Raw genomic sequence first — 21,493 nt, forward strand, 5'->3', positions numbered from 1 at the left:
CGGCGTAAGCGCAATGCGTGACGCCGCTTTGTAACAGCTATCGACAACATAAATTAGAGGAAGTCATGGCAGGAAACAGTATTGGACAACATTTCAAAGTGACAACCTTTGGTGAAAGTCATGGAATTGCGTTGGGATGCATCGTGGATGGGTGTCCCCCAGGTCTGGCACTTAATGAAGCCGATTTACAGGGCGATTTAGACCGTCGTCGGCCGGGTACGTCGCGTTATACCACTCAGCGACGCGAGCCGGATGAAGTCAAAATTCTTTCTGGTGTGTTTGAAGGGCAAACCACAGGCACATCGATTGGTTTGCTGATTGAAAACACCGACCAGCGCTCAAAAGATTATTCAGAGATCAAAGATAAATTTCGCCCAGGGCACGCTGACTATACGTATCATCAGAAGTATGGCGTACGCGACTATCGCGGTGGCGGTCGTTCCTCTGCACGTGAAACCGCCATGCGTGTTGCGGCAGGCGCAATTGCGAAGAAATATTTACATCAAGAGTTTGGTATTGAAATTCGCGCTTATCTTGCGCAGATGGGCGATATCAGCATTGATAAAGTCGATTGGAATGAGATAGAAAATAACGCGTTTTTCTGTCCGGATGTCGATAAAGTGGATGCATTTGATCAATTGATTCGCGAGCTGAAAAAGGAAGGCGATTCGATTGGCGCAAAAATTCAAGTGGTTGCCACACGCGTACCTGTTGGATTGGGAGAGCCAGTCTTTGACCGATTGGATGCGGACATTGCTCACGCACTGATGAGCATTAACGCGGTCAAAGGGGTTGAAATCGGCGATGGTTTTGATGTTGTCGCGCAAAAAGGCAGTGATCACCGTGATACGTTGTCACCACAAGGCTTTGGTAGCAATCATGCTGGGGGCATTTTAGGCGGCATTTCCACAGGGCAAGACATTGTGGCCAATATTGCGTTAAAGCCCACCTCAAGTATTACCGTGCCAGGTGCGACAATCACAAAGTCTGGCGAGTCAACGGAACTTATCACCAAAGGCCGCCATGATCCTTGCGTTGGCATTCGCGCGGTGCCTATTGCAGAAGCGATGCTCGCGATTGTACTGATGGATCATCTTCTGCGTCACCGCGGGCAAAATTCAGCGGTGCGAACTGACACGCCCAAAATTGTTTGATTTTTAAAGGTAAACAGTGGCTCATGACTACCACGATTTGATTGCTATTTTTAATCGTACTTTTTTTGACGACTATAACACTCAACTTGTGTGTGGTGGCGATGAGCCGATTTACTTACCGGCAACCACAGCGCATCCTCACCATAGGGTCATCTTCGCTCATGGGTTTTATGCCTCTGGATTGCATGAAATTGCTCATTGGTGTGTCGCAGGTCCTGCAAGACGTTTGCTGGAAGATTTTGGCTATTGGTATGCGCCTGATGGGCGCACGAAAGCGCAGCAGGCGGCCTTTGAGGAGGCTGAGATCAGGCCTCAAGCTTATGAGTGGATCTTAGCGCAAAGTGCGGGTTTTCCATTTGATGTCAGCTGCGATAACCTCAGTGGTGGATTTGACATCGACAGATTGGCGTTCAAACGGCGTGTGCTTGATGAGGTACAAAAAATACTCTTAGAGGGGTTACCTCCGCGAGTCATGCTGTTGGCAAAGGCGTTGGCTGAATTTTATCAAATGCCACCACTGACAAAAGACGATTTTAAACTAGAAGAAGTGCGTTATGATTATTGATTTCGAGGAGCAATTACTCGCTCTGATTGATGCGCGTATTAGTGACGCCAGCGATGATGAACTTTTTGCAGGCGGGTACTTACGCGGCCATATTTCCCTTTCCGCAGCGGCGTGTGAAGAGCAGGGGATCCACGATGTTGCGATATTCAAAGGTCAAATTGAGCGCAGTATCGATGACGCGCGATCTGAACTTTCACCAGCGGATCGCGTGATTGTACAATCTCTGTGGCAGCAACTCAGCGAGAGTTTGCAGTACTGAACCTTATATGTGAAACCGCGAGCACAAGACCATTCTTGCGGCCTTGCGGCTTCACATTTAACTGTTTTTGAGCGCTCTCTAGTTTCTCGTCTCTATCTCCTGCCCTTTACGTAATTTACGTACCCACATTCGACTTGGGTGCAACGCATCAAGCAAATCAACCGCCAATGGCAAGGGATCGCCGCAGATCTGTGAGGCTAATAGCTCGGCCATGAGTGGCGCTGAACTTAAGCCACGAGATCCCAATCCTAATAGTGCATAGAGCTGCGGATAACTGGGTAACGTCGTTTGAGCGGCGGAATCGTTTATGTCGGCGTAGAGCGCGCGCAAGGCGTCAGGATCACTGATATTGCCAACAAAGGGAAGATGATCGCGACTGACGCAGCGAATGCCTTGGCGCGAATCTTGAGCCGAAATATCAATCTCATTGACCCAAGATTGTTCTGGAAGACAATGCGCCAGTTTATCGCGATTGTCGTGTTGCGCTGCATCGTCGTAGGCTAAATCAAGATGCTCTCGATCATAACTCGCACCGATACAGTGTTGCTGCGTATTGATATTCGCAGGCGTCATGTAACCATCGTAACACAGCACATTACGCAGCTTAGCTAAGTTCTCGGTGGTCGGAATATGACTCACTTGGCCTTTGACTTGCCCTAGCGGAAGTGATGCGGTTGGCGTAAGGCTGGAAAATTGATGACCATTGGCGATGATCACCACCTGATGCTGATGAACGCCGATGCTGCTAGTGAGCTGCCATTGCTGAGTATTTGCGTTAAAATCGAGCGCTGAAATCGTGCAATTAAAGTGTGTCTGACATGGGTGAGTTGAGTGATTTTGCGCGTGTTGAATCAACCCTTGTGTCAGTTGCGCAGGGGAGAGCCAGCCTCCGAGCGGATAATGAATGCTATCAACGCCTATCGGTAAACCACAATGCTGGTTGGTTTGCTCGACATTAAGACCTGTTACCAAATCTATTGGGAATTGCCCTTTAAGTAATGTGTTCAGTTTCTGGGTACTTTTATCGTTCCATTTGAGTTGAGTGACGCCACACCAATCGTGGTCGTAATCAAATTGCTCACTGGCCTGAATCGCAAATTGACGCGCGTAAACAAATGCCGCAGAAAAAATGCGTGAGACGGGGGTGTGTTGGCCATTTAACAGCGGGTAAACCGCCCCTTGGCGATTCCCAGACGCACCTTGCGCGGGCGCGGAATCCTGACAATAAAGCGTCACCTGTTTGCCACGGCGTTGCAGAGCGCGAATCAATGCCGCGCTGGCAATCCCGCCCCCAATAATTGCGATGTCATCATAAGCTTCAGCACTTGGTCGTGCTAACTGGCTATTCATATTGGTTTGCAGCTGGCGTGCCTCGAGTTTTCCCGCAATCATTTCTCGTTTGGTGCCAAACCCTTTGACCTTTCGCATTGCAAAGCCTGCGTCAATCAAACCGCGACGGACAAACCCTGCTGCCGTAAACGTGGCGCAAGTGCAATCGGTTTTCGCCAGAGCCGCCATGCCATTAAACAAGGTTTGGTTCCACATCTCGGGGTTTTTGCTCGGCGCGAAACCATCTAAAAACCACGCATCGACAACGCCGCTGGTGGGGTTGGGAACCTTAGGAAGGCAATCTTTAATGTCACCAAACCATAGGTCTAGCGTGATTGCACCGCCTGCCAACACCACACGATGGCACTCGGGAACGGCAAGCGGGTAGTGCTGCTGCAACTGAGCAGCGTAATCGGCCAGCTCAGGCCAAGCGCGATGAGCCAGCGCCAAGTCTTCGCGACTGAGTGGGTATTTTTCAAAACTGATAAAGTGCAGTTCAGTTAATACCGCGCTAGGATGAGCTGCGCGAAATTGATCAAACGCGCGCCATACCGCCAAAAAATTTAATCCCGTACCAAATCCGGTTTCTGCGATAACAAATCGCCGCGGTTCAAAGCTCTGCCAACGCTCGGGAATTTGGTTTTGTGTTAAAAACACATATTGCGTTTCAGCCAGGCCGTTGACGTTGGAAAAATAAACATCATCAAACTGTTCAGACACGGGTGTGCCTGACTCATTCCAGTCAAGTGTGGCGTTAGTAATTGAATTTTTGGTCATAACCTAGGGTTCTTAACATGGTACGCGCTCTTTAGCGCGAAATATCACTTAGGAATAAATTGTACGCTTTGGTAGGAAAGCTGACCACTTTTGTCAATCATCTTCGTTATCATCTAGCTGGTTTTAAAATTATAGGACAATGACATGAAGCGAGTCGTCATCACTGGGATGGGTATCGTCTCGAGCATCGGTAATAACGTCGAAGAAGTACTGGCCTCTTTGAAAACCGGTAAATCGGGCATCTCTTTTTCTGAGCAATTCAAAGAGCAAGGGCTTCGTTCGCAAGTTTGGGGCGATCTAAAAATCAACCCTGCGGAACATATTGATCGCAAGCAAATGCGCTTTATGGGCGACGCCGCAGCATACGCCTACCTTTCGATGGAACAAGCGATTGCGGATGCTGGACTCACCCCAGAACTCGTGTCAAATGATCGCACTGGTATTGTTGCTGGTTCAGGCGGCGCTTCGTCGCACAATCAAGCTATCGCGGTTGATACGTTACGTGAAAAAGGAGTGAAACGCATTGGCCCTTACATGGTGCCTCGAACCATGTCATCGACTGTATCGGCTTGTTTGGCAACGCCATTTAAAATTCGTGGGGTTAACTACTCGATGAGCTCCGCTTGTGCGACATCAGCGCACTGTATTGGTCATGCGATGGAGCTTATTCAATTGGGTAAGCAAGACATCGTGTTTGCTGGCGGCGGCGAAGAGTTGGATTGGACACTGACCATGATGTTTGACGCCATGGGCGCACTGTCAACCAAATACAATGACACGCCAGAAGTTGCATCACGTACCTATGATGCCGAACGCGATGGTTTTGTTATCTCTGGCGGCGGCGGCATGCTGGTGGTCGAAGAGCTTGAGCATGCACTGGCGCGTGGCGCGAAAATCTATGGCGAAGTCGTTGGATACGGTGCATCGTCAGATGGTTACGACATGGTTGTACCGTCTGGTGAAGGCGCGGCACGTTGCATGAAGATGGCGATGCAAGGGGTAGACAAAGTCGATTATGTCAACACTCACGGCACCTCTACGCCAGTGGGTGACATGAAAGAGCTTGGAGCGATTCAAGACGTGTTTGCGGGTAATAGCCCAGCAATTTCTGCGACGAAAGCGATGACAGGTCACGCGCTTGGCGCAGCTGGAGTGCACGAAGCGATTTACTCAACGCTAATGTTGCATCACGGCTTTATTGCACCGAGCGTTAACATTACTCAGCTTGATGAGGCCGCTCACGGTCTGGATATTGTCACCGAGATGCGTGAAGTTGAGCTGGACACTGTGATGTCAAACAGCTTCGGTTTTGGCGGCACTAACGCCACTTTGGTGATTAAGAAATACCAAGGCTAACCAGATTAAGTTGCGCGGCTTGCCGCGCCATGATTTCCAGACTTGATTGGTCTACCAATCAGACAGACGCAGACTTGGTCCCACGGAGAGCGGGATTGACTCCTTTTGTTCTGGAATCTTGCCCGGCTTCGGCCGGGCCTTTTATTGCCATTTTCCGTCCAATAGAGAATCATTTCATCTTTATACGTTCACCCCACTGACAGACCACGTCATTTTCGCTATACCCGTTCGACGTGAAGCCGCAGGGCTTTTCGTGGCAACGGAAGGCGCTGGCTCTCATAAGCCTCATCACATAATCTATCTATGTTCACCAAGTGTCCAGCGGCGTGGTTTATCTTGCTCTCAGCCCAGTGTCTGGTTCTGAACCCAGCATCTTGAGGTCACTTAGGTATATTCAATGACTTTGATTGCCTCGACAGCGCTTAGTGTTTTCTGCACAATTGATGGCAATTTTTAGCGAACAAAGCAGATGGAAATGAGAATTCTAATTGATGAAAACATGCCTTACGCCGAGGCGTTGTTTAGCCAGATAGGCGAGGTGATCCTAAAACCGGGTCGCTTGTTAACCGAAGATGATCTTGTTGATGTTGATGCGCTCATGATCCGCTCTGTAACCAAAGTGAATGCGGCGCTGTTAGCCAAAGCCAACCGTTTGAAATTTGTCGGTACCGCAACGGCGGGCATGGATCATGTTGACCAAGCGCTGCTTGAAGAGCGTGGAATATTTTTTACTGCGGCGCCCGGCTGCAATAAAGTTGGCGTAGCAGAATATGTTTTTAGTGTGCTAATGGTCTTGGCGCAGCAACAAGGGTTTTCTATTTTTGACAAAACGGTGGGCATTATCGGAGCCGGTCAAGTGGGAAGTTATTTACAGCAATGCTTAGAAGGGCTTGGCATTCGTGTACTTATCAACGATCCACTGAAACAAGCTGAAGGTGACAGTCGACAATTTACCGACTTAACGACGCTGCTTTCGAGCGCCGATGTTATCACACTGCATACCCCGATCACGCGAGAAGGGCCTTATGCCACTCATCATCTTATCAATGAGCAGGTTCTGGAACGGTTGCGTGGCGATCAGATTTTGATTAATGCTGCGCGTGGCCCGGTGGTAGACAACCAGGCTCTTAAGGCGCGTTTATTGCGACAAGACGGTTTTACTGCCGCTTTGGACGTGTTTGAATTTGAACCTGAGGTTGATATGGCACTATTGCCTCTGTTAGCATTCGCCACCCCCCATGTTGCCGGCTACGGCTTAGAAGGTAAAGCACGTGGCACGACCATGATTTTTAACTCATATTGTGAGTTTTTAGGTCAAACCATGCGTGTTGAGGCGAGCGAACTGTTGCCTGTTGCTCCGCTTCCTAGAGTGCATTTGTCACGCGCTTGGGATGAAGCCGCGCTGCACAGCTTGACCCAATTGATTTACGATGTACGTCAAGATGATGCGCAATTTCGTCGCGAAATTGGCAAGCCCGGTGCATTTGATGCAATGCGCAAACACTACTGGGATCGCCGCGAATACAGCGCAGTCACTGTGGTAGGGGATCATTCCTGCAATTTGGCTTCATTGGCCAAATTGGGTTTTCAAATAGAGGAAATTGCATGAGTCAGCAATACAATGTCGCGATTTTAGGTGCGACCGGCGCCGTTGGCGAAACCCTAATCGAGGTGCTTCAAGAGCGTCAATTCCCGGTAGGCGAATTGTTTTTACTGGCGAGTGAGCGTAGTGAAGGTAAGAGCTATCGCTTCAATGGTAAATCGATTTACGTACAAAATGTCGAAGAGTTTGATTGGTCACAAGCACACATTGCACTGTTTTCTGCGGGCGCAGAACTGTCAGCAAAATGGGCACCGATAGCGGCAGACGAAGGCGTGGTTGTTATTGATAATACATCACAATTTCGTTACGACTACGACATTCCTTTAGTGGTGCCGGAAGTAAACCCAAGTGCTATTGCAGATTTTCGCAATCGCAATATTATTGCCAACCCCAACTGTTCAACGATTCAGATGCTGGTGGCCTTAAAGCCATTGCATGACGCTGTCGGTATCGAGCGAATCAATGTGTCGACTTATCAGTCTGTTTCTGGAGCTGGTAAAGCGGGAATAAACGAATTGGCAGGTCAAACGGCCAAGCTGCTCAATGGATTACCTGCTGAAACTAACCAGTTTTCACAACAAATTGCGTTTAACTGCATTCCGCAAATCGACCAATTTATGGATAACGGCTACACCAAAGAAGAGATGAAAATGGTCTGGGAAACCCAGAAGATCTTCAATGACCCCTCGATTGGTGTTAACGCAACTTGCGTTCGAGTTCCTGTTTTTTACGGACACGCCGAGGCAGTGCACGTCGAGCTACGTGCGCCTTTGGACGCCAGCGAAGCCGTCGCGCTTCTCGAGCAAGCTGAGGGGGTGGAATTGTTTACCGGTGATCAGTTCCCGACTCAAGTGCGTGACGCTGTCGGCAAAGATACCGTTTTGGTTGGTCGCGTACGTAACGATATCAGTCACCCAAATGGCATAAATCTATGGGTTGTGGCAGATAATGTTCGTAAGGGCGCAGCGACAAATGCGGTGCAAATCGCTGAAGTACTGATTCGTGACTATTACTAGTTGTATTCGTCATACTTGAACTAGCACCTCCAGGCTGGGGTCTAGCGGTCACGAATTGATGAAATACCCTGAGCATTGACTCAGGGTATTTTCATTTTCAGCCGCAGTTTATTACTGTTTTGTGTGGTCGATGCCACGAATATGGTGAGAGTTACACATTTTTCCTGATCTGCTCTGTAGTTTTAGTGTCGTTATCCGATATATTTACCAATTATTCCATTATTCCTATTTCCACGGTTAATCAAGGTAATGGTGAAGTTGAAGCGAATCGCGTGTGAGTAATATCTGACTTACGAGAATTCAGACTCACGTGATTCGACCTGTCGCTCAGCGCTTTGTTGTTGGCCTTGGAAATAAAAAGTATTTAGCTGAGCCTTTTATGCGTTCATTTTTTCAGCGCCTGTTTGTATCTTCACTTATTGTTGGCGCGACAGCAATTTCTGCCACATACGGCGAATCGTCATACGCAGAAGCCATTCGTCTGGTGGGGCCTACTGGTGAACTGCAGCCTGCGCCGCGCTATTCGCAGCCGGTACGCAGTGACAACCTTGCCCAATTTGGGCCAACCGCACCTGAGCAAACCTTATGGTCCATTGCTTCGCAGCTTCGTCCGACAAATACTGTTAGCGTGCAGCAAACACTGCTTGCGATTTACCGCCTAAATCCGCAGGCGTTTGAACAACAAAATATTCACAGTCTTATTCCGGGCAGTACGTTACGCATTCCATCGCTTGAGCAAATTAATCAAGCCTCGCAAGACCAAGCGGTTGCGATTATGCAAGCGCATCAAGCGAAGTTAAACCAAGCTTCCCAAGCTGCGGTGCCGGCTGTGGCAAAAGCGCCAGTTGTTACCAAGGCAGAACCTGCCACAACAGCCGTCGTTAGTGCGAGTAAGGCGTCGCAACCTGTAACAACCGCTGAATCAAAACCTGTACTAGCAGAGACAACGCCAACGGCGTTGCCGAAAGCTTCGGCTCAGCCAGAGAAGGTGACCGCTCTTGAACACCAACTTGAATCTTCGCAAAGTGAGCTGTTAGCGCTAGAGGAGAAAAACCACGCTTTGCGCTTGATGCTGTCTCAGGTGCAAAACGAGGTAGAGAACTTAAAAGTTGAGCTCAATGATGAAGAGCGCATTCGTGTTGAAGTGGAAAAATTGCTTGCGCAAGAGCGTGAACGCGAAGCGAAGCTCAAACAAATGGTCCCAAGTGCGTGGGATCAATTTTTTGCCAGCAATAGCCAGGTGCTAATCGCGGCAATTGTACCGGGACTGCTTATTGGTGGCATCGGTATAGCGGCATTGCGCTATCGTAAGCGCAAGAACACACAAGCGAGTGATCATGAGGCAACCAGCGAGCCGTCAGGAGCTCAAGGCGAGCAACTTGCTATGGCGGCCGCAGGTGGCGTGGCAGCAGCGACCGCAGCGGACCAACTTGATGACTTAATACCGGAAGCACCACCTGAAGACGCTACGATAGAGCCCGATCCTACGGATGATATTTTTGGCGACTTGGATGAGAGTGAGTTTGATTTCAATCTTGAAGATGACGGAGAGGACCCATTCGCCGCAATTGATGACGATGGCGACTTAGCCGATGATTTGGCCAATTTTGATGGCAGCGGACGTAGCATCACCGTAAATGGCGATGAGAAAGCGCTTGGCATTGAAGAGATGCATCGTGCCTTTGATGAAGCCAGCTTCGATAACGAAGATGTGGCAGAAGAGGATTTATTCGACCTTGATTTGGACTTGTCAGACCAAGATGATGAATTAACCAACAGCCTTGATGATGGCTTGCTTTCTCAAGCGGCGTTTGATGAATTGTTGTCAAGTGACGATGCGAATCAAGATCTTGATGGCGATAGCTTAGAGCAGTCGCTATTGGATGAACTGCTCGCGCAACCGGCAGATAGTGACTTTGATCTAGATGATAGCATCACCAGCAGCGAACCGGACCCGTTTGAGAGTGACAGTCGCTCGCTCGATCAAGAGACAGTTTTGGACGATGAGTTTTCATTTGACTTGGCACTGGATGACGAATCTGCGTCTTCAAAAGACATGGCAGCAGAAAACGATGCCGCTATTACTGAAGATGAGTCTGAACTTGGCACTATCGCACTCGACGATTCAGACGAGTTTGACGGTGATGAGATCGATTTACTCGATGATATGCTCGATGAGGAAGAATTTGATCCACTGACCGAGTTAGACGCGTTGCTGGATGACGTTCAGCAAAATGCACCAACGTCTGATGCGCAAAGTGCAAGGGAGAATGCGAGCGATACCGCTGAAAATGGCGCGTTACTTTCTCAAAACGCTTTTGTTTCTGATGAGGGCATTGACGATATTTTACTTGATGAGCGAGTCGACGATGAAAGTGACGATCACGATAGTGAAAGTGCGTTGCTCGACGAGCTTATTGGCGAAGACGAAGAAGAGAGCCTATCACTTGACCCATTTGATGATTTAATTGATTGGGATAGCGACAATGAAAATATCGACGCTGAATCGCTGAGCGAACCCGAGGCCGATACCGAGTTAAACCAAGTTGAGCCACAACACCAGGCCGCCAATCAAGAGATTGGTGATGATGCTGATTTTGACCTCGAGGACACGTTCGCATCAGACTCAACTGCCGAAAAAACCGCCGATGAAGAGGAAGACGATTGGCTGCAAAATGCCATAGACGCGGTCGAAGGCAGTGATGACGACGGCGATTTTTCTTTAGATGATGAATCGTTTGATGCATTCGAACAGGCGATGCAGGATAGCGCCCCCGCGGATGCAAAGTCGCATGTTGAAGAAAACGCAGTTGAGCCAAATGACGTTTCGCCTGTCACCGAAGAGGATTGGCTACAAGCCGCCATCGACGAAATTGAGGGACAGCCAACAACATCAGAGTCTCCTTCATTAACCGCAGCACCAGAGAGTGAAGCTGAGACTGATACGGCAGAAAACGACGCATTGGGCGTCGAGGCAATTGTCAGCGATGAACCTGATACTGTCGATGAGATTGAAGCGCCAAGCGATGAGTTTTTATCCAATGAACCGCAGGATGAATTGGAAAATGAACTTTCCCCGCTTCCATCGATTGATACACCAGTCGAGCGTGTGCCAGTTGACGAACACAATGGCCCGAACGCCGCAGAGCCATCAGATGAAATCATGGATACGGCAAGTACGATGCCGCTTGATGATGAATCAGTAGATGACGCGCAGCCAAGTTATACCCCAACCCCAAATACGGTGGAAAATGAGTTTGGCATTCCACAAGAAGAGGATTGGCTATTTGATGAATCTGAATCTGAATCTGAATCTGAATCTGAATCTGAATCTGAATCTGAATCCGCCGCTACTCTTGATACAGAACTCGCGGCTGAAGATTTCGCGTCAAATAGCCGTGCTCAGCCCGAACTCGATGTTACGCCGAATTCTGATCGTTCAGACATGGGGGATGACGATGAGTGGAATTTCACCGACGATGAGCTGCCAGAGTTTGGTGAAGAAGATGCGTTGGACGAATACGCTTCGCAAACGCCAAACGCTAACGGCAGCATTAGTGACCTTGCTGACGAATTTGCCAGCGGGTTAGAAGAAGAGGATTGGTCGTTAAGCGACGATGATTTGCCTGAATTTGGTGAAGACGAAGCACTACATAGCGCGGATGAGCCGACAATCTTAAATCACCTTCAGCCTGACGAATCAGAGCCTGTGGCTCAAGAGCGTGACCAACAAGAGCATGCTCTAGAGCATGAAAAAGATGCACTATTTGATCTGTTTGGCACCGAGAATGTCGATGCCGACGCGTTAGAGAGCCAGCTGCTAGAAACACAACCGAGCGAGTCAGGGGTGTCTGATTTTGCTGAAGACAAAGCGGATGATTCAGAGTCGAAGTATGCCGAGCTAGCAGACTCCTTTGATGACAGCGCAATGGCTGATTTGCTCAACGACGCAGCAGAGCAACATCAAGCGCCAAAATACGCATTAGATGATGACGCTAGCGCCAGTGCAGGGCTGGACATTGCGACCATGCTTGATATGGATGGCGAAGATTGGAACGGATTTACCCTCTCTGCCGACCAACAAGCTGCGATTTCAGACGATGTTCCAGATGATGAGCAATCCATCTGGCAGCATACGCAGCCAGTGGGCTTACCTGATGCAGATTCTGAAAATTGGGCTGAGCAAGATGACCTTGCCACTGATGCGCCAAGCTATATGTCCATTGATGAACTTATGGCACAAGTCGATAGCGATGGCGGCGATTTCGAAGAGCAGGCCCTTAAGCTCGATGTTGGGTTAAATGAGTTTCCCGATGTAATTGGACCGGTAGATGGCATCGATATTGACGAAAATGCACAGGCCGCGGGCCAGTTAGACTTGGCAAAAATTTATCTGGAAATGAACGATGGTGAAGGCGCCCGTAAATTGCTCGAAGAAGCGATTGTGTTGGGTGATGATACGATTCGCCGCCAAGCTAAGCAGCTGATTGATCATATTGATGCAAAGTTGTAGCGCGTCAATGTCGCTGAGTTGAAACTCGCATCTGGGGTCGGGTTAAGGTTATACTTCCCGGCCCTGATCGAGTTGGTAGATAGAAATGAAAGTTGCACTCGGTATCGAATATAACGGTACAAATTACTATGGTTGGCAGCGTCAGCGTGATGTGAAGAGCGTACAAGAGGCGCTAGAAAAGTCGCTCTCAATAGTGGCAAACCATCCAGTTGAGGTGCTTTGTGCTGGTCGCACAGATGCTGGTGTCCACGGTACTGGCCAAGTGGTTCACTTTGATACTGACACCAACCGCAAAATGATCGCCTGGACGATGGGAGCCAACGCCAATTTGCCCAAAGATATTGCTGTGCGTTGGGCAATGGAAGTTCCTGAGTCTTTTCACGCACGTTTTTCAGCGACCGCACGTCGTTATCGTTATGTGATTTTTAATCACGCATTACGGCCGGGCATATTGAGCAGTGGTGTTAGTCACTATCACGGTGTGCTTGATGAAAAAAAAATGCATCAGGCAGGTCAGTTTTTATTGGGTGAAAATGATTTTACCTCGTTTCGCGCAGTACAATGCCAATCTCGCAGCCCGTTTCGTAATCTAATGCACTTAAATGTGTCGCGCCACGGAGATTATGTGGTGATTGACATCAAAGCAAATGCATTTGTGCACCATATGGTGCGTAATATTACAGGTAGCCTGATTATGGTCGGTCGCGGTGAGCAACCGGTTGAATGGATAAAGCAGGTGCTTGAGGCTAAAGACCGCAAAGTGGCAGGACCAACCGCTAAGGCCGAAGGTCTTTATCTGGTGGATGTGGATTATCCGCAAGAATTTATGCTGCCACGAGCCTCATTGGGCCCGCTATTTTTACCTGATGATTTAACGCAAAGTTAACGTGAAGATGTAGCTAGGCGGCAAACGAGTAAAACCTCTGAGCACTTCGTGAACATAGACAAACTATGTGATGAGGGTTGTGAGAGCCCGCCCCTTAATTTATTTATAAAAGCGCTGCAACTTTAAGTAGGACAGGTATAGAGGTTCTATACAACTTGGCGTTTTAGGTAGGTAGAGATGCTGTAACGAAATAGGTACAACCAGTTTTTTATCTACAGTTTCAATTAACTGTGGTTTAATTCTTGGATTGTTCGCCCCAGCCGTTCTCGCTGAACCTCGCTGTCTGAGGTAACTTAGTATAACTGTGTCTAATTAATGGCTTTCGCCTGTAGCGAAAGTTACGAAAGTAAAGGTCTTCCATGAGCTGGCTTGAAAAGATTTTAGAAAAGAGCAACATCGTCACATCACGTAAGGCATCGATCCCAGAGGGGGTTTGGACAAAATGCACTTCATGTGAACAAGTCTTGTATCACGCTGAGCTTGAGCGCAACCTCGAGGTGTGTCCAAAGTGTAATCACCATATGCGCATGAAGGCTCGCCGTCGCCTTGAAACATTTTTGGATCAGGGAGAGCGGGTTGAATTAGGCACAGAGCTTGAGCCGCAAGATAAACTTAAGTTCAAAGATTCAAAGCGTTATAAAGAGCGTATTGCGGCTGCGCAAAAAGCCAGCGGCGAGAAAGATGCGCTAGTGGCGATGAAAGGCGAGCTTTTAGGCATGCCAATTGTGGCTTGTGCGTTTGAATTTGCCTTCATGGGCGGCTCGATGGGCTCTGTGGTAGGAGCGCGTTTTGTTCGCGCGGTGGAAGCGGCGATTGAACATAATTGCGCCTTGGTCTGCTTCTCTGCCAGTGGCGGCGCTCGAATGCAAGAAGCCCTGATGTCGTTGATGCAAATGGCAAAAACCAGCGCTGCATTGGAACGTTTGTCGGAAAAAGGATTGCCATACATTTCAGTGATGACCGATCCAACCATGGGTGGTGTGTCGGCAAGTCTTGCCATGTTGGGTGATATCAACATTGGTGAGCCTAAAGCATTGATTGGCTTTGCTGGCCGCCGCGTGATTGAACAAACAGTGCGCGAAGATTTACCAGAAGGATTCCAACGCAGCGAGTTTTTGTTGGAACATGGTGCCATTGATATGATTGTGGACCGCCGTGAGATGCGTCAGCGTGTTGGTGGCCTGGTGGCGAAATTAACTAACCACACATCACCTCTAGTGGTATCGGTTAACGATTCTCCAAGTGAAGCGCCATATTCAGTACCCGAAGTGAGCGAAAAAGAGTAAAGTAATCACTAACAAATGACCGAGCGATTCATGGTTTAAGTTAGATGAGCCAAAATGTTATACCACAAGCCACATCCCCACTCGCGATGTGGCTTGATTATTTAGCGAGTATTCACACCTCTGCAATCGACCTTGGCCTAGAACGGGTGCAAGCTGTCGCGCAAAATGCCAATCTCTGCAAACCGGCCCCGACCGTGATAACCGTCGCTGGAACCAATGGTAAAGGGTCTACCTGTGCGCTTATGGAAGCGATTTTGCTTAATGCGGGCTATCGTGTTGGCGTTTACAGCTCTCCGCATTTAATTCGCTATAACGAACGCGTGCGCATTAATGGCCAAGACGCGAGCGATGAACAACATGTCCAGTCCTTTGATTTTGTTGAACAAGCCCGGGGGGATATCAGTTTAAGTTTTTTTGAGTTTGGCACCTTGGCGGCGTTGCGTCTGTTTCAGACCGAGGCGGTGGATGTGGTGTTATTGGAAGTCGGGCTCGGCGGCCGACTGGATGCCACTAACGTGGTTGAGCACGATGTGTCGATCATTACCAGCCTTGCCATTGACCATGTTGACTGGCTTGGTGATGATATTAATGTGATTGGCTTTGAGAAAGCGGGGATCTTCCGTGGCAATAAGCCTGCAATATGCGGTCAGCCCAACCCGCCAGCTACTGTCGCAGCTCATGCGGATGATATTCAAGCCAAGCTGTATCAAGTTGGGATTCAATTTCAGTATCACAAAACCGCAAATGACACCTGGCAATGGCAAAGTGGCGCGTATCATCTTGATGATCTCCCGCTGCCCAATTTGCCGTTACCCAATGCCGCGACAGCGTTAATGGCGCTAGGTACGAGTGGCCTTGAGATCAGCGATGAAGATATTGTCGCCGGTTTGAAAAATGCAACGCTTGCAGGACGAATGCAAGTGCTTCAAACCAAGCCTTTAGTCTTGCTCGATGTGGCGCACAATCCTCATTCAGCGGCTTATCTCGCCCAACAAATGCAGCATCGTTATCGCGAAAAGCACACCCATGTGGTGGTCGCAATGCTGCACGATAAAGATATTGCCGCGACGCTTGCGGAACTGACGCCGATTGCCACCGCTTGGTATCCTGCCTCTCTAACGGGGCCGCGAGCGGCAAGTTATGATGAACTGTTAGCGCATTTACCTTGCGAGACGCGCGGCTTTGCAACACCCGTGGCGGCGTATCAGCACGCACTTAACAGCGCTAGTGAAGACGATATTATTTTGGTAGTCGGGTCATTTCATACCGTCGGTGAGGTACTCGAACATCAGCAAAGCAAGGAGTCTTAATGGCCAGCCAATTTCAAAACCGACTTGTCGGCACCATTATTCTCGTCACCCTTGGCGTGATTGTGTTGCCAGATTTACTTGATGGGGAAAAGCAGCATTACACCGAAGAGTTCGCCGCGATTCCTATCAAGCCGGCGCTCAGTGACGAGATGGAAACCTACCAAATTCAAGCGCCGATCAGTTCGAATGTGGCATTACCTGACTCCCCCGTAGTGATGGAAACGCCAGATGACCAACAAGTGACTCAAGCGCAAGTGGCCCAAGCCAATAAAGAGCCAGATTCGATAGACGACAATGTCACGACAAAAGTGGTACCTGTGATTGAAAAGAACGACTTTCAAGACAGTGGCTGGATCATTCAATTGATGGCGCTTAAAAACGCAGAGAACGCTGAAAAAGTGGTCAACGAACTGCGTGAGCAGGGGTATCAAGCGCACACCAAGAAAGAGCGTAGCTTTACGCGGGTTATCGTTGGACCCGATGTATCCAAAAGCAAACTGGAACGTCAGATCAAGGAATTGGAAAAAATTACCGGTTCAAAAGGTCAATTGCTTAAATTTAAACCACTAAACCCTTAGGAAAACGTTTGCGTCGCGATTTTTTCTGTTAAAATGCGCGCCAACTTGGAATGAAGAACCAATGAATGTTTTAGATATTGTCATTTTAAGTGTGATCGGGCTCTCGGCTTTGATCAGTTTGATCCGCGGCTTTGTGAAAGAAGCGCTCTCGTTGGTGATTTGGTTTGGGGCCTTTTTTGTCTCCAGTAACTACTACACTCAGTTAGCTGCCTATTTCACCAATATCGAAGATGAGTTATTTCGTAATGGGGCCGCAATCGCAGCACTGTTTATCGCCACGCTGATTGTTGGCGCTGTTGTAAACTACACCATCGGCCAATTGGTCCAAAAAACCGGACTTTCTGGCACTGATAGAGTACTCGGCGTCGTATTTGGCTCGCTAAGAGGCGTTTTAATCGTTTCGGCAATGCTGTTTTTTATGGATGCGTTTACCGCATCCCCAGAATCGGAATGGTGGAAGAGTTCGCAGTTGGTCCCTGAGTTCAGCCGCATCATCGCGCCTTTCTTTGATCATTTACAAGCAACATCAAGTTTTCTGTCTGGCACGCTTCGGTAGTGCCAGCCACCGTCGAAAAACGAGGAATAGGACATGTGTGGTATTGTTGGAATCGTAGGCGTCACGCCCGTTAATCAGTCGATTTATGATGCGCTGACGGTGTTGCAACATCGCGGCCAAGATGCCGCGGGTATTTGTACCATAGAAAGCAATCGTTTTCGTCTGAGAAAAGCGAACGGTTTGGTGAAAGATGTCTTTGAAGCCAAGCACATGCAGCGTTTGCAAGGGGAAGTTGGTATTGGTCATGTTCGTTATCCGACGGCAGGCAGCTCAAGTGCCTCTGAAGCGCAGCCATTTTACGTCAACTCACCGTTTGGCATCGCACTTGCGCACAATGGTAATCTGACCAACGCCAATGAAGTGCGTCAAAAACTGTTTGAGAAAGATCGTCGTCACATTAATACAACGTCTGATTCTGAAGTGCTGCTCAATGTCCTAGCGCATGAAATTGATACCATCAAAGGTAATGTGACCGCTGAAGATGTCTTTCGTGCGGTCACCAATGTTCATCGTACCGTACGTGGCGCTTACGCCGTCACAGCAATGATTATCGGTCATGGCATGGTGGCTTTTCGTGATCCGCATGGTATTCGTCCTTTGTGCCTTGGTAAGCGCGTAGAGCAGGGTAACACTGAATATATGGTCGCTTCTGAATCGGTTGCACTCGATGCGGTGGGTTTTGACTTCGTGCGCGACGTGGCGCCTGGTGAGGCGATTTATGTCACGTTTGACGGTGAACTTTTCACCCACCAATGCGCTGATAATCCTAAGCTGAATCCTTGTATTTTCGAATTTGTTTATTTTGCTCGTCCAGACTCGTTTATCGATAAGATTTCCGTGTACAGCGCGCGCATTGAAATGGGCAAGCGTTTAGGTGAGCGCATTAAAGAGGAATATGCGGATCTGGATATTGATGTTGTCATTCCAATCCCTGAAACGTCATGCGACATTGCGCTGGAGATCGCGCAAGCCATTGATAAGCCGTATCGCCAAGGGTTTGTCAAGAATCGCTATGTCGGGCGTACTTTCATCATGCCAGGTCAGCAGCAACGCCGTAAGTCGGTGCGTCGTAAGCTGAACGCAATTCGTTCTGAGTTTAAAGGCAAAAATGTGTTATTGGTCGATGACTCTATCGTTCGTGGTACCACATCAGAGCAGATCATTGAAATGGCACGTGACTCAGGTGCGCGTAAGGTGTATTTGGTCTCTGCCGCGCCTGAAGTGCGTTTCCCTAACGTGTATGGCATTGATATGCCAAGCGCAAATGAGCTTATTGCACATGGGCGCGATAACGAGACGATTTGCCGCCAAATTGGCGCTGATGCGCTTATTTTCCAAACATTGGATGACTTGGTTACGGCGGTCGGTTGTGGCAACCCGGATATCGCCCAATTTGATACGTCGGTATTTAGTGGTGAGTATGTGACTGGTGATATTGATCAGCGTTATCTTGATTTTCTCGAGTCACTGCGCAGCGACGATGCGAAAGTACAACGCGAGATCCAGCAAGATTTGGCTAATCTTGAGCTTTATAACGAAGAGGCTTAAGACGAAATTCTTCAGACGTTTTCTGTGAGGCATGTGTTGCGTTAGCCCCATAGCGGGAACGTTAGTGAGATAAAAAACCAGCTTTGTCAGCTGGTTTTTTATCTTGTGACGGCTAGCCGTTGAGATTATGACCAATAATGTGGTCGATGAATAAGCGCACTTTTTCAGGCAAATGATCTTTATGGTTGTACAACATATAGATGTCGCGCGGGTTGGCGCTCCAGTCCGGTAAAATTCGAACTAAACTGCCATCTTCGATGTACTCTTTAATCATCACATCGGGCATTAAAGTGATACCAAGACCTTCTGAGCATGCGCTACGAATAACGTTGAGTGCATTGGCTTGAAAGCGACCTCGGTCCACATTAACCACCATATCCCCTTCATTATTAAGCAAGGTCCATTTCATGAGTGGGCTGCCTTTAAGTAGTGCGTGTTGGCTCAGCTCTTCGGCATGGGTTGGGGCCGGATGGAGTTCTAAGTAACGTGGACTGGCAACAAGAATATCCTCTACTTCACCAATTTTACGTGCAATTAGGCTCGAGTCTCGTTGGCGACCAACGCGGAAAATAACGTCCCATTCGGTTGGGTCGAGTTTATCCGCATCGCTATCAGTCATGAGATCGATACTAATATCGGGGTATTTCTCCATAAAGCTGTTAAACAGCGGCATCATCATACGCTTGGTTAGGTTATAGGGCGCGGTGATGCGTAATTTGCCCGAAGCGCCACGGCACTCATCTTGAATCTCTTCAGCTGTCATGGTGAGACGCTGCAGCAGTGGCGAGCATTCGCTGTAGTAACGTTCCCCAGCTTCAGTAAGTGATAACTTACGTGCATGTCGGTTGAGCAATCTGAGGTTTACAGAGTCTTCAAGCGCCTGGATTCGGCGAGTGATGGTTGCCACTGGAATCATAGTCTTGCGCGAGGTTGCGGTGTAGCTTCCGTTTTCGACAACCAGTCGAAATAGGTTTAAATCATCTAATTTCATATTTCCAGACACAGAAATTTACCAATTCGCCCTAATTTATCCCGTAGTGTGAGTGTGAAATTTGCGTCACGTCAACCTTGTGGCGAGTTTTTGCCGAAGTTGAAACTGTGGGTAAGATCTCATCAAAGGGGGGAATATTTGTCAAAGTTGTCGATTATAGCTAACGTTATAGATGGACATGAGTAGTGAAATTTGATGAATAAATTATCACTTTGTCTTTATGTATTATAACAATATTTTTTCATTTGAAGCTTGAGAGGTGTTCGATGTTAAAGGCCGACAAGCGAGTTATTGTAGACAGCGTAGGAAGGGCACCTATCCCGACAAAAATTCTCGTGGTTGACGACGATCCGATTTTTCGTCGCGTGACTGGTGCGTATTTAGAAAAACAAGGATACCGTGTTTATCAGGCAGATAACGGATTAAGCGCACTTGAACAGTTGCGTGCACACGTGCCTGATCTGGTCCTTTGCGATCTCGCGATGCCGATACTTGATGGCATCGAGTTTGCTGAAGAAGTCAGTATTCAGTATCCGTCCTTACCATTAATTGTGGTGTCTGCGACGGACGAAATGTCTGATGTTGCGAAAGCGCTGCGTTATGGCATCAAAGATTTCCTTGCCAAACCGATTACTGATTTTCGACATTTGTCAGAGGCGATAGAATCGACCCTTCGCGAAACCTTTGACAATAATGCCAATCCACGTGATTTCGCCAGTGAGTGGTTTCGGGTCGATGGGGGCGGTGAAATGCCAGACGAGCAAGAGCTGCATTGGCATCTTCAATATCTTCAGCAACACCCTAACGCCGCGCGAGATCTTTTGCGCGCTCTCGCACCGGAGCGTGAGAGTCAACTGGGATCCTGGCAATGTTCATACCGCCTGCTGCAACCAGCCGACATTATGCCGCTAGTGTTCGATTATCGTTGGTTGGCAAGTGGCCAATATCTGTTTTATCTCGTAGATAGCAACAGTGCAAAAGGGGATGCTGCGGCAACGTCGTTACTGATTCGAGCTCTTTTTGACGACTATGTGCGCCATCTTAGATCGGGGGCTGCCGATTTGCGAGAGCTACTCGACGTTATTGAAAAGGGGATGCATTGCTCGGAAAGTGCTGGTCAAGTCAATGCGCTGATTGGTGTCGGCGATTTACCAAGAGGCACAATGGCTATGCTTCCTGCAGGGCTGGATAGTCAATGGAGCGTAGGCGATCAGCGTCAAGTGATCTCAGGGGGGTACGCGTTGGGAGATGGTTGTTTGGATAATCCAATCTATACAGAGCTTGAGCTGGGCTCAAAAGCCATCTTGTCTCTTTCTGATGTTGGACAAACTAACTTCGCCCTGACAATTCGTCAAACCGAAACGCCATCATAACAGACCCTAGTAATGCCCTCGTTCACTATAGTGAATGAGGGTCGTGTTTATGTTCGCCCAGATCATAATATCCCGCCTGATATCCTTATTTTTACTCGGTGTTTGTTTCCCGATCACTAGGCTATGATGTGCGCTCGATAAGACTTGATATATCCAAGTAACCTCAAGATGCATGGTTCAGCGAGAATGACTTGGTTTGTCAGTGAGGCGAGGATTTGAAGATTGAGTGGCTCTCAATCGAAAATCGTCAACAAAGCTGATGAGCCAAGGCAGCTCGCCCTTTGGGAGCCAATCACTGAACCGCTTTTTGTTGTAACGAAAGTGCGTTAAACAACTTGAAAATAGGCTCGCTATTTCGCTGCGTTGTTTGCCTTGCTCTCAGCTCAGTGAGCC

At 48.5% G+C, this 21,493-nt stretch carries 16 protein-coding genes; 14 read left to right on the plus strand and 2 right to left on the minus strand.

Annotated elements, in window-relative coordinates; all coding sequences use genetic code 11:
- Positions 1-65 precede the first annotated feature (65 nt).
- Genes aroC through HGP28_RS10270 form a run of 3 tightly spaced genes read left to right on the plus strand, consistent with a single transcriptional unit; the run spans position 66 to position 1,978 of the window.
- Positions 66-1,154 (plus strand): chorismate synthase, encoded by a 1,089-nt coding sequence (aroC, locus tag HGP28_RS10260; protein WP_168836361.1) that lies wholly within the window; start codon positions 66-68, stop codon positions 1,152-1,154.
- A 16-nt stretch (positions 1,155-1,170) separates the two neighbouring features.
- The gene (locus tag HGP28_RS10265; RefSeq protein WP_168836362.1) at positions 1,171-1,719 is read left to right on the plus strand and encodes an elongation factor P hydroxylase; all 549 of its coding nucleotides are present in this window, start codon (positions 1,171-1,173) and stop codon (positions 1,717-1,719) included.
- A complete protein-coding gene (locus HGP28_RS10270) occupies positions 1,709-1,978 on the plus strand; it encodes a YfcL family protein (protein ID WP_168836363.1) in 270 nt (89 codons plus the stop codon). Before HGP28_RS10265 ends, HGP28_RS10270 begins: the two co-directional genes overlap by 11 nt.
- Positions 1,979-2,056: 78 nt before the next feature.
- Here the strand turns inward: HGP28_RS10270 and mnmC are convergent, their stop codons facing one another.
- Positions 2,057-4,084, minus strand: a complete 2,028-nt coding sequence (gene mnmC, locus HGP28_RS10275) for a bifunctional tRNA (5-methylaminomethyl-2-thiouridine)(34)-methyltransferase MnmC2/FAD-dependent 5-carboxymethylaminomethyl-2-thiouridine(34) oxidoreductase MnmC1 (protein WP_168836364.1) — start codon at positions 4,082-4,084, stop codon at positions 2,057-2,059.
- Between the two features lie 144 nt (positions 4,085-4,228).
- On the opposite strand from mnmC, the gene fabB reads away from it, so the two are divergent.
- The 10 genes from fabB (at position 4,229) to purF (ending at position 18,736) form a co-directional block, all read left to right on the plus strand.
- Complete coding sequence (fabB, locus tag HGP28_RS10280) at positions 4,229-5,440, plus strand: beta-ketoacyl-ACP synthase I (protein WP_168836365.1); 1,212 nt, start codon at positions 4,229-4,231, stop codon at positions 5,438-5,440.
- A 475-nt stretch (positions 5,441-5,915) separates the two neighbouring features.
- Positions 5,916-7,049: a 4-phosphoerythronate dehydrogenase gene (locus HGP28_RS10285; protein WP_168836366.1), complete on the plus strand. Its 1,134-nt coding sequence runs from the start codon at positions 5,916-5,918 to the stop codon at positions 7,047-7,049.
- Complete coding sequence (locus HGP28_RS10290) at positions 7,046-8,059, plus strand: aspartate-semialdehyde dehydrogenase (protein WP_168836367.1); 1,014 nt, start codon at positions 7,046-7,048, stop codon at positions 8,057-8,059. The genes HGP28_RS10285 and HGP28_RS10290 overlap by 4 nt, the downstream gene beginning before the upstream one ends.
- A gap of 379 nt (positions 8,060-8,438) precedes the next feature.
- Positions 8,439-12,572, plus strand: a complete 4,134-nt coding sequence (locus tag HGP28_RS10295; RefSeq protein WP_168836368.1) for a FimV/HubP family polar landmark protein — start codon at positions 8,439-8,441, stop codon at positions 12,570-12,572.
- A gap of 85 nt (positions 12,573-12,657) precedes the next feature.
- Positions 12,658-13,458 (plus strand): tRNA pseudouridine(38-40) synthase TruA, encoded by an 801-nt coding sequence (gene truA / locus HGP28_RS10300; RefSeq protein WP_168836369.1) that lies wholly within the window; start codon positions 12,658-12,660, stop codon positions 13,456-13,458.
- Positions 13,459-13,817: 359 nt separating this feature from the next.
- Positions 13,818-14,744, plus strand: coding sequence for an acetyl-CoA carboxylase, carboxyltransferase subunit beta (gene accD / locus HGP28_RS10305; protein WP_168836370.1), 927 nt, complete (start codon positions 13,818-13,820; stop codon positions 14,742-14,744).
- 44 nt (positions 14,745-14,788) lie between these two features.
- Positions 14,789-16,054 (plus strand): bifunctional tetrahydrofolate synthase/dihydrofolate synthase, encoded by a 1,266-nt coding sequence (gene folC, locus HGP28_RS10310; protein WP_168836371.1) that lies wholly within the window; start codon positions 14,789-14,791, stop codon positions 16,052-16,054.
- Positions 16,054-16,632 (plus strand): SPOR domain-containing protein, encoded by a 579-nt coding sequence (locus tag HGP28_RS10315; protein ID WP_168836372.1) that lies wholly within the window; start codon positions 16,054-16,056, stop codon positions 16,630-16,632. Before folC ends, HGP28_RS10315 begins: the two co-directional genes overlap by 1 nt.
- A 61-nt stretch (positions 16,633-16,693) precedes the next feature.
- Positions 16,694-17,188, plus strand: coding sequence for a CvpA family protein (locus HGP28_RS10320; RefSeq protein ID WP_168836373.1), 495 nt, complete (start codon positions 16,694-16,696; stop codon positions 17,186-17,188).
- A gap of 33 nt (positions 17,189-17,221) precedes the next feature.
- Positions 17,222-18,736 carry an amidophosphoribosyltransferase gene (gene purF / locus HGP28_RS10325; RefSeq protein WP_168836374.1) on the plus strand — a complete coding sequence of 505 codons (1,515 nt, stop codon included), beginning with the start codon at positions 17,222-17,224 and terminating at the stop codon, positions 18,734-18,736.
- A 112-nt stretch (positions 18,737-18,848) separates the two neighbouring features.
- Here purF and HGP28_RS10330 read toward each other — a convergent pair whose 3' ends face one another.
- Positions 18,849-19,727, minus strand: a complete 879-nt coding sequence (locus HGP28_RS10330) for a LysR family transcriptional regulator (RefSeq protein WP_168836375.1) — start codon at positions 19,725-19,727, stop codon at positions 18,849-18,851.
- Positions 19,728-19,993: 266 nt separating this feature from the next.
- Here HGP28_RS10330 and HGP28_RS10335 point away from each other — a divergent pair, with 266 nt between their 5' ends.
- On the plus strand, positions 19,994-21,100 hold the full coding sequence (locus HGP28_RS10335; RefSeq protein WP_168836376.1) for a response regulator: 1,107 nt from the start codon (positions 19,994-19,996) through the stop codon (positions 21,098-21,100).
- The last annotated feature ends 393 nt before the right edge of the window (positions 21,101-21,493 follow it).

It is taken from the genome of Vibrio agarilyticus (assembly GCF_012641465.1).
GTDB classification, from domain to species: Bacteria; Pseudomonadota; Gammaproteobacteria; order Enterobacterales; family Vibrionaceae; genus Vibrio; species Vibrio agarilyticus.